The sequence below is a fragment of the Mesorhizobium sp. M7A.F.Ca.CA.002.04.1.1 genome (assembly GCF_004022805.1).
Taxonomy (GTDB): Bacteria; Pseudomonadota; Alphaproteobacteria; order Rhizobiales; family Rhizobiaceae; genus Mesorhizobium; species Mesorhizobium ciceri.
In genome coordinates this window covers 1-8,630 of the sequence record NZ_RZPL01000185.1, presented here as the reverse complement: position 1 = coordinate 8,630, position 8,630 = coordinate 1, and the positions used below count along the sequence as shown (strand labels likewise).

Sequence of the window (8,630 nt, the reverse complement as noted above, 5' to 3'; positions counted from 1 at the left end):
TGTCTACACCGACAAAGGCCGCCCGCCTTACAGCGACCGCATGGCCAGGGTCGCCAAGCTCGAAAAGACCGGCGACCACAGCGTGCGCTTCACCTTCAACGACAAGGCCGATCGCGAATTCCCGCTGATCATCGCGCTGACCCCGATCATCCCGAAGCACGCCTTCGACAAGGAGACTTTCGACAGGACGACGCTCAAGCCGGTGATCGGCAGCGGTCCGTATACGATCGCGCAGGTGCAGCCAGGCCAGCGCATCGTCTTCAAGCGCAACCCGGACTATTGGGGCAAGGATGTCCCCGCCAAGCGCGGTTTCGACAATTACGACCAGATCACCATCGAGTATTTCCTCAACGCCAACGCCAAGCTCGAAGCGTTCAAGAAAGGCCTCTGCGCCATCGATGACGACAGCGATCCGGTGAAGCGCGAGCGCGATCTCGATTTTCCGGCCTTCCACAAGGGGGACGTGATCGCCGAAACCTTCGACACCGGCATTCCGCCGGTGGTGACCGGTTTCCTGTTCAACACGCGGTTGCCGAAATTCGCCAACCCGGTCGTGCGGCGCGCGCTCGGCATGCTCTACGACTTCGAATGGGCCAACAAGAACCTGTTCGGCGGCAAATACACGCGCACGATGAGTTACTGGCAGAATTCCGAGCTTTCCGCGCTCGGCCATCCGGCCGACGACAGGGAGAAAGCGCTTCTGGCGCCCTACCCCGGCCGCGTGCCGGCCGATGTCATGGACGGCACATGGCGGCCGCCGGTGACCGACGGATCGGGCCAGGATCGGCGCGTCTTGAAGGCAGCTTTCGATCTTTTGAAAAGTGTCGGCTACCACGTGCAGAATGGAACGATGCTTGATCCCGAAGGCAAACCCTTCGGCTTCGAGATCCTGACCGCTTCGCAGGACGAGGAGCGCCTTGCCGGCATCTATCAGCGCACGCTGGAGAAGATCGGCATCAATCTCACCATTCGCAGCCTCGACGGCGATCAGATACAGTCGCGCAAGCAGCGCTTCGATTTCGAGGTCTTGGTCGGATCGAGCGGCTTCAACAATTCGTTGTCACCCGGCATCGAGCAGAGCGGGCGCTGGAGTTCGACTGCCGCCCGGACGGAAGGCTCGTTCAATCTCGCCGGCGTCGCCGACCCGGCTGTGGACGCGGCAATCGAGGCGATGCTGCGCGCCCGTTCCAAGGAGGATTATGTTGCCGCCGTTCGCGTTCTCGACCGGCTGCTGATCTCCGGCAACTACATGGTGCCGATGCAGTACAACACGCAGCAATGGATCGCCTACTGGAACTACCTGGAACATCCGCAAAAGACGCCCATATTCGGATATCAACTGCCAACATGGTGGCGCAAACCCAACTGAGGGATCAGGAGATCGAGATGAGCGAATTGAACGCCATCACCGTCGATGTGGTGTCCGATGTCGTCTGCCCCTGGTGCTTCATCGGCCAGAAGCGGCTCGACAGGGCAATCGCCGCCGTCGGCGATGTCGACGTGCATGTCCGCTGGCGGCCGTTCCAGCTCGATCCGACCATTCCGCCTGAAGGCAAGGACCGGCGCGAATACATGCTGGCAAAATTCGGCAGCGACGAGCGTATCCGCGAGATTCACGACCGCATCGAGCCGCTGGGCGAAGCGGAAGACATTTCCTTTGCCTTCGACGCCATCAAAGTGGCGCCGAATACGCTGGATGCGCACCGGCTGATCCGCTGGGCAGGGGCCGCCGGCGAAGCCATTCAGAACAGGCTTGTACGGCGGCTGTTCCAGCTGAATTTCGAGGAAGGCGCTGACATCGGCGACCATGCCGTGCTGGTCGAAGCCGCGCGCGAGGCTGGCATGGATGCGTCCGTGGTCGCCTCGCTTTTGCCGACCGAGGCCGATGTCGAGGCGGTGCGCACCGAGATCGCCACCGCGTCGCGCATGGGCATTTCTGGTGTGCCGTGCTTCCTGCTCGAGGACAAATACGCCGTCATGGGCGCGCAGGATGCCGATACGCTGGCCGATGCCATTCGCCAGGTGGCGGCCGCCAAGGCGCGCGGCGAACTGGACAAGGCCGGCTGAGGCCGGCCGGCCTCTCCTCTCCGCGACAGCGGCAGACGTTACTTCGCCGTCGCCTTGGCCTTGCTGATGAAAAATCCATGGCCGTTCGTGGCCGTGCAGGTCAGTCCCTTGGTTGACGACTGGCACGAGAACGGCCCGGCGCTCCAGCTGTTGCCGTAGCCAAGCTTATCGACATCGCTGCAGCAGCCCTGCTCGCCTGGGTTCTTGATCAGCGTTGCTGGCCCCTTCGGACCCAGGATAATCGTAAGGTAGCTCGGCTCGACGCGCGAGCAGCTCAGTTCCGGGCCGCCATCCCTCGGCTCATAGGTGCCGGTGCCGCCTTTGGGCGTGTAGATGCAGCCGATGTTGCCGGACGGCGTGTTGAACTCGATCTGGCCCTCGGCGCTGGCCGGAATGCTTTGCTCGCCGGCATGCGCCAAAGGTACAAAGGCAAAGAGGGACAGGATTGCGGCCGCGCGTGCAAGCATTGGGAGCTTCCTTGTTGAAGAACCGGACATGCATGAGTGTCGCCGATGCCGGGCAAGGTTCAATCCCAGGCGGATGAATTGTCAAACGCAGTCCCTCAGCCGATCCGACAAGACGGAACGCGCCGCTCGATCGATTCTCTCGTCAATTCCTGCCCCCGGCAGGGACGACCCCGGCAATCCTGGCGAGTCACGAGCCGCAGATTTTCGAGCTCTTTGAGCCGTCCACAGTGAGAAAACCGGTCGCTCGATACGATTTCGAGTTCACGAAACCGTGTGAAAGCCTTCCCTAGGGGAAGCCGTGCCAACGCCACGCCCTCGATATATCAAGCCCATGAAATTAAAAGCAATATCCGGATTTTTGTCGACTGTTGTCGCTATATTTCAGCATGTAATCTGTTGCCTCACGGCAACGGCTGCCGGGGCAATCCGGTCGGCCCGGTTTTAAATTAATGGAAAATGATCAATTGGTGTTACCATCCGTAACAAAAGAAAAAAGGTTTGGGCGGGATAGTGATTCGGGTCGGTAGACCATCGCAAGAGTCAGTACCGGAAAAAACACCTCGCGATGCCGCAGGGCGATCGCTTCTGACGCCGGTGTCGTCGATGCGCAGCTTCTGGGGCCTGATGCGGGCCTACTGGGTTTCCGACCGCTGGAAGGAAGCCTGGACGCTGACGCTGGTGATCGCGCTGCTCACGGCGTTGTCCAGCAAGGCCGGTGTCTGGTTCGCCGAAGCCTCGGGCGAACTGGTCAATTCCATCGCCTTCTTCCATGACGCCGCCAACACCACGCCGCTTCGCTCGCTTTTGGTCAATGCCGGCGTCCTCGTGCTGCTGGTCGTACTCAAGGACGCTGGCTTCACCGGCATCCGCAACCTTGTCTCGGCGACGTTGCACCGCAAATGGCGCGGTTGGCTGGACAGCCGCTTCAATGAAGCGCTGCTGGACGGCAATCATACGCATTTCCATGCCCAGCACGCGTCGACCGGCAGCGGCGCACCGGCCCCCGACAATATCGACCAGCGCGTCCAGGAATCCATCAAGGACATGACCGGTGGCGCCATCGGGCTCGCCATGGGCGTGCTTGGCGTTGCCACATCGCTCTATTTCGTCGGCCAGAAGCTGCTCGAAAACTCCGTCGAGGTGAAGGGGCTGGAATTCCTCGGCAGCTATGGCAGCGCCATCCTCGCCTTCCTGGCCGTCGCCACCTACGTGCCGCTGAACACTTGGATCGCGGTCAAGCTCGGCGGCCTGCTCGAGCGCCTCAATGTCAGGATGCAGCAGGCCGAGGGCAGCTATCGCGGCGAGCTGACGACATTCCTGCGCCGCTCCTTCCATGTCGCGGCGTCTCAGGGCGAAGGCGTGCAAAGGACCATGCATGGCCGGCTTTATGTCGACATCGACGGCACCTGGACGCGGCTGAACATCGTCAACACCGTCTACATGTCGTTCGAGCTGATCTACAATTTCATCGGTGCCCGCATTGTCGCCTACGGACCGGGCCTGGTGCCGTTCATCCACAACGGTCTCGACCTCAAGGGCTACATAACCGGCTCCGAGCTGGTCAATTCGCTGATCGGCCAGTGTTCCTGGTTCATCCACGTCATGCCCGCCATCGCCACGTTGCGCGCCAACAGCCAGCGTGTCACCGAGCTGGCCAATGCGATCGAGAATGTCCAGCATCCGCAGGAATTCTACAGCCAGACCGGCCGCTCCGACTTCCACTATGCCAGCCAGAACCCGGTTTTCGGCCTGACCATCCAGAAGCTCGAACTGGCGCATCAGGGCGAGGACGCGACGCCCTTTCTCAGCGCCGCCAATCTGCGCTTCCGGCGCGGCGAATGGACTTTCCTGAAAGGCGAGTCCGGTTGCGGCAAGACCTCGCTGATCAAGGCGATCAACGGCCTGTGGCCCTATGGCCGCGGCACCATCGTCTTCCCAGAGGGCGTCAAGAGTTTCTATGCCGCCCAGGAGGTCAAGCTGCAGCCTGTGTCGCTGAAGCAACTGGTCTGCCTGCCCGGCTCCGAGCACGACCATGGCGATGCGCAGGTGGCGTCGGCGCTGCACAAGGCGGGGCTCGGCGACTTTATCGAGCACATGGCCGACGAAAGCCGCGAAGGCAAAAGCTGGGACCAGGTTCTGTCGGGCGGCCAGAAACAGAAGCTGGTTGTGGCCCGCATCGTGCTGCAGCAGCCGGGATTGCTGTTCCTCGACGAGGCGACCGGCGCGCTCGACCCCGATGGCAAGGTCGCCTTCCACCAGGCCATCAAGGACAACTGCCCCGATGTCACGGTGATCTCCGTCATGCACGAGGCGGTGGCGCCGAGATCGATGACGGGCAGCGAATTCTATCACAGCATCGTCGCGATCGCCGACGGCGTCGCCACCAAGAAGCCGCTGGTTCCGACCCTGCCCGCCGAACTCACCACCATTCTGGTGCAGCCAAGGCCGGTCCCAAGGCCGGTCGAAGACAAGTGGCTGCGCTTCTCGCGCCGGCTGAAGCAGAAATAACGGTTATTCCACCCCGGTCTGCCTGGTCGAACGGCGGCCGGTGATCACAGTCTCGCGATCTTGCCCGCTCGTCGGCATTTTCCCTCCTCACCGCGATTGACACGGCGAGGCGCGCTCCTATGTTGCGCCCGCTTGCAGACAATCAAACGCGAACCCGCAAGCGGAAAGGTCACCGCGCCATGCCTGGCGACAGTCACAGTCGAACGCAACAGCCGTCCGCCCTGACGTGACCTCACATGGTTCATGTCCTGCCGGACGGCAAGGAGTGAGCCATGAACGAATTTACCACGGTGGCAAGCGACGAGGCCGTCGCGATTGCCCGTATCCTAGCCAACGATCACGTCGCCGACATTGTCGAGGCCCTGAACAGGGAGCCTCGAGAGACCGCGACGGAACTGCTCTGTGAAGTGACGTTCGAACGTCTGGTCGAGATCTTCGATCAGCCGGAACTCGACGGCGCGTCGGAACGCATGGAGGCGCTGCCGCGCGCCAAGGCGGGCAAGCTGCTCACCGCCATGTCGGTCGACCGGGCAGCCGACATCCTGCGCGAGCTGGAAGAGCCGGCGCGTTCCGAGCTGCTTGGCGGACTTGCGCCGCCGCTGCGCGCAACGCTGCTCTCCATCCTCGGCTATCCCGAAGGCAGTGCCGCATCGATCATGACGACGGAGTTCGTCAGCGTGCCCTCGGACTGGAGCGTCGGGCAAACGCTCGACTACATCCGCAAGGTGGAGCGGACGCGCGAGACCGTCTATGCGATCTATATCGTCGATCCGCAAACGCACCTGCTTGTGCGCTCGACGGGCCTGCGCCGGCTGATCACCGGTGAGCCGGACGATTCGATCATGACGGTGGCGCCGGATCATCTTCCGATGACGGTCGGCCCGCTGACCGATCGCGAAACGCTGGCGCAGACGATCTCCAAATACGATCTGCTCGCCGTTCCGGTCGTCGACCATGGCAAGATCCTCGGCATCGTCACCATCGACGACATCATCGACACGATGATCGCGGAGACGACCGAGGACGTGCACCGTTTCGGCGGCATGGAGGCGCTGGACGAGCCGTACATGAAGATGAGCTTCCTCGCCATGATCAGGAAACGCGGCGGCTGGCTGTGCGCGCTGTTCATCTCGGAGATGCTGACGGCCAACGCCATGCAGAGCTATGAGGGCGAGCTGGAGAAGGCGATCGTGCTGACGCTGTTCATCCCGCTGATCATGAGCTCCGGCGGCAATTCCGGCTCGCAGGCGACCTCGCTGGTCATCCGCGCGCTGGCCTTGCGCGAGATCGGCCTTGGCGACTGGTGGCGGGTGGCGCTGCGCGAGCTGCCCACCGGCCTGGTGCTGGGCGCCATGCTCGGTGTGGTCGGCGTCTGCCGCATCGCGCTCTGGCAGTATATGGGCTTCTACGACTATGGCCCGCACTGGCCGCTGATCGCCACCACGGTGGGTGCTGCACTGGTCGGCATCGTCACCTTCGGTTCGCTGTCGGGGTCGATGCTGCCGTTCGCCTTGAAGCGCATCGGCTTCGACCCGGCCAGCGCATCGGCGCCGTTCGTTGCCACGCTGGTCGATGTCACCGGGCTGGTGATCTATTTCTCGGTGGCGCTGGTGATCCTGCGCGGCACGCTTCTGTAGCAACCATCTCCGCCGTGGCATGACCTTGCCGCGGCGGAGTTCCTCAACCAGGATTTGCCGTCAATCGACCCGCTCGCCGTCCTTCACGCGATAGGTCGGCTTGTACATGGTGACCAGTTCTTCCGCCGCTGTCGGATGCACGGCCATCGTACGGTCGAAATCGTCCTTGGTCAGGCCGGCCTTCAGCGGGATGCCGAGAAGCTGCGCCATCTCGCCGGCGTCCGGCCCCAATATGTGGGCGCCAAGCACTTTCTTCGACGCGCCATCGACCACCAGCTTTATCAGCATCTTCTCGTCGCGCCCGGACAGGGTGTGCCGCATCGGCCGGAATGTGGCGCGGTAGATCTCGATGTCGGAAAAGCGTTTGACGGCGTCGTCCTCCGACAGGCCGACAGTGCCGATCTCGGGCTGTGAAAAGACGGCGGTCGCGATCGTCTCGTGATCGGGAGCGGTCGGATTTCCCTTGAAGGCGGTTTCGATGAAGCACATCGCCTCATGGATCGCCACCGGCGTCAACTGCACGCGGTTGGTGACGTCGCCGATTGCCCAGATGTTGTCGACATTGGTGCGGGAATATTGGTCGACGGCGATGGCGCCGGTCTTGGTCATCTCCAGTCCGATGCCTTCCAGGCCCATATTCTCGGTGTTGGGAATGCGGCCGATGGCCAGCATCACCTGGTCGACGGTCAGCACCTCGCCGCCGCTGACCAGCGCGTCGAGCCGGCCGTCCGGCCGCTTGCGGATCCATTCGGACACGGAATGGCAAAGGATCCTTATCCCCTTCTTTTCCATGGTTTCGTGCAGCATGCGCCGCAGGTCCATGTCGAACCGGCTGAGGATCTCCTTGCCGCGATAGACCAGCGTCGTGTCGACGCCGAGACCGTGAAAAATGTTGGCGAACTCGACGGCGATGTAACCGCCGCCCTCGATCATGATCGCCCTGGGCAACTCCTTGAGGTCGAAAGCTTCGTTGGAAAAGATGCAATGTTCGTGGCCGGGCAGCGCCGGATGCGCCGCCGGGCGGCCGCCGGTGGCAATCAGGATCTGGTCTGCTGTGACGGTGCGATCCTCACCCAGGAGATGCACGACATGCGGATCGACGATCATGGCGCGCGAGTGGAAGGTCTCGCCGCCGGCGCCCTCGACGTTCCTGACGTAGATCGCCTCCAGCCGGCTGATCTCGCGATCCTTGTTGGCGACCAGCGTCTGCCAGTCGAAACTGGCTTCCGGCACCGTCCAGCCATAGCCGGCGGCGTCGGCGAAGTGCTCGGGAAATTGCGAGGCATAGACGTAGAGCTTTTTCGGCACGCAGCCGCGGATGACGCAGGTGCCGCCATAGCGGTATTCCTCGGCGATGCCGACACGCTTGCCGAGTGCCGCGGCGACGCGGGCCGCCCTCACCCCGCCCGAGCCGCCGCCGATGACGAAAAGATCGTAGTCGTAACCGGCCATGACGCGGCTCCCAGGCTTCAGAAATGTGTCAGACAGGTAGGCCGCAAAACGGCAAAAGAAAAGCCCGGACAGGCCGGGCTTTCGCAGTAGGCCGCAAGGCCATTTGAAAATGCGCGTCAGTTGTTGTCCGCGGGGGCCGCACCATCGGCGGGCGCTGCGCCATCGGCCGGAGCGGCGGCTCCGTCGGCGGGCGCGGCGGGTGCTGCCTGCGCCTTTGCCTTGGCGGCAGCGGCCAGCGTTTCGCCGACCTGCTGGGCGAGATCGCGGCCGAGGCCGTTCTGCCAGATGTCGGCTGCCTTGACCAATTCGCGGGTCACCGTCGGGCCGCTATCGAGCAGCTTCTTGCCCGAATCGGAATTGTAGAAGGCGGCGATGTCGGTCAGTTCCTTTTCGGAGAACACTTTCGCGTAGGCGAGTGCGGCTTCCTTCTCGAGGTCGGCACGGCGCGAGGCCAGCGCCAGAGCCTTCTCGTTGATGGTCTTGCCGATCAGTTCCTGCA

Annotated in this window: 7 protein-coding genes; 4 read left to right on the top strand and 3 right to left on the bottom strand. The window is 62.8% G+C overall.

What is annotated here, in order from left to right; translation table 11 throughout:
- Together ENZ75_RS12380 and ENZ75_RS12375 are read left to right on the top strand one after the other, a co-directional pair.
- Nucleotides 1-1,369, top strand: a 1,369-nt coding sequence (locus ENZ75_RS12380; RefSeq protein ID WP_164887794.1) for an extracellular solute-binding protein, incomplete at its 5' end; no start/stop codon positions are given.
- Nucleotides 1,370-1,386: 17 nt separating this feature from the next.
- Nucleotides 1,387-2,067, top strand: a complete 681-nt coding sequence (locus tag ENZ75_RS12375) for a DsbA family protein (RefSeq protein ID WP_063170238.1) — start codon at nt 1,387-1,389, stop codon at nt 2,065-2,067.
- A gap of 38 nt (nt 2,068-2,105) precedes the next feature.
- Here the strand turns inward: ENZ75_RS12375 and ENZ75_RS12370 are convergent, their stop codons facing one another.
- Nucleotides 2,106-2,534 (bottom strand): hypothetical protein, encoded by a 429-nt coding sequence (locus tag ENZ75_RS12370; RefSeq protein ID WP_024503284.1) that lies wholly within the window; start codon nt 2,532-2,534, stop codon nt 2,106-2,108.
- 603 nt (nt 2,535-3,137) lie between these two features.
- Here ENZ75_RS12370 and ENZ75_RS12365 point away from each other — a divergent pair.
- Nucleotides 3,138-5,042: an ABC transporter ATP-binding protein/permease gene (locus ENZ75_RS12365; protein ID WP_024503285.1), complete on the top strand. Its 1,905-nt coding sequence runs from the start codon at nt 3,138-3,140 to the stop codon at nt 5,040-5,042.
- Between the two features lie 272 nt (nt 5,043-5,314).
- Entirely contained in the window at nt 5,315-6,679 is a 1,365-nt protein-coding gene (gene mgtE / locus ENZ75_RS12360) for a magnesium transporter (protein WP_063168000.1), read from the top strand.
- A 60-nt stretch (nt 6,680-6,739) separates the two neighbouring features.
- On the opposite strand, the gene gor is transcribed toward mgtE, so the two are convergent.
- Together gor and ENZ75_RS12350 are read right to left on the bottom strand one after the other, a co-directional pair.
- Nucleotides 6,740-8,131, bottom strand: coding sequence for a glutathione-disulfide reductase (gor, locus tag ENZ75_RS12355; RefSeq protein ID WP_063167999.1), 1,392 nt, complete (start codon nt 8,129-8,131; stop codon nt 6,740-6,742).
- A 116-nt stretch (nt 8,132-8,247) separates the two neighbouring features.
- Nucleotides 8,248-8,630, bottom strand: a 383-nt coding sequence (locus ENZ75_RS12350; protein ID WP_128278120.1) for a DUF2059 domain-containing protein, incomplete at its 5' end; no start/stop codon positions are given.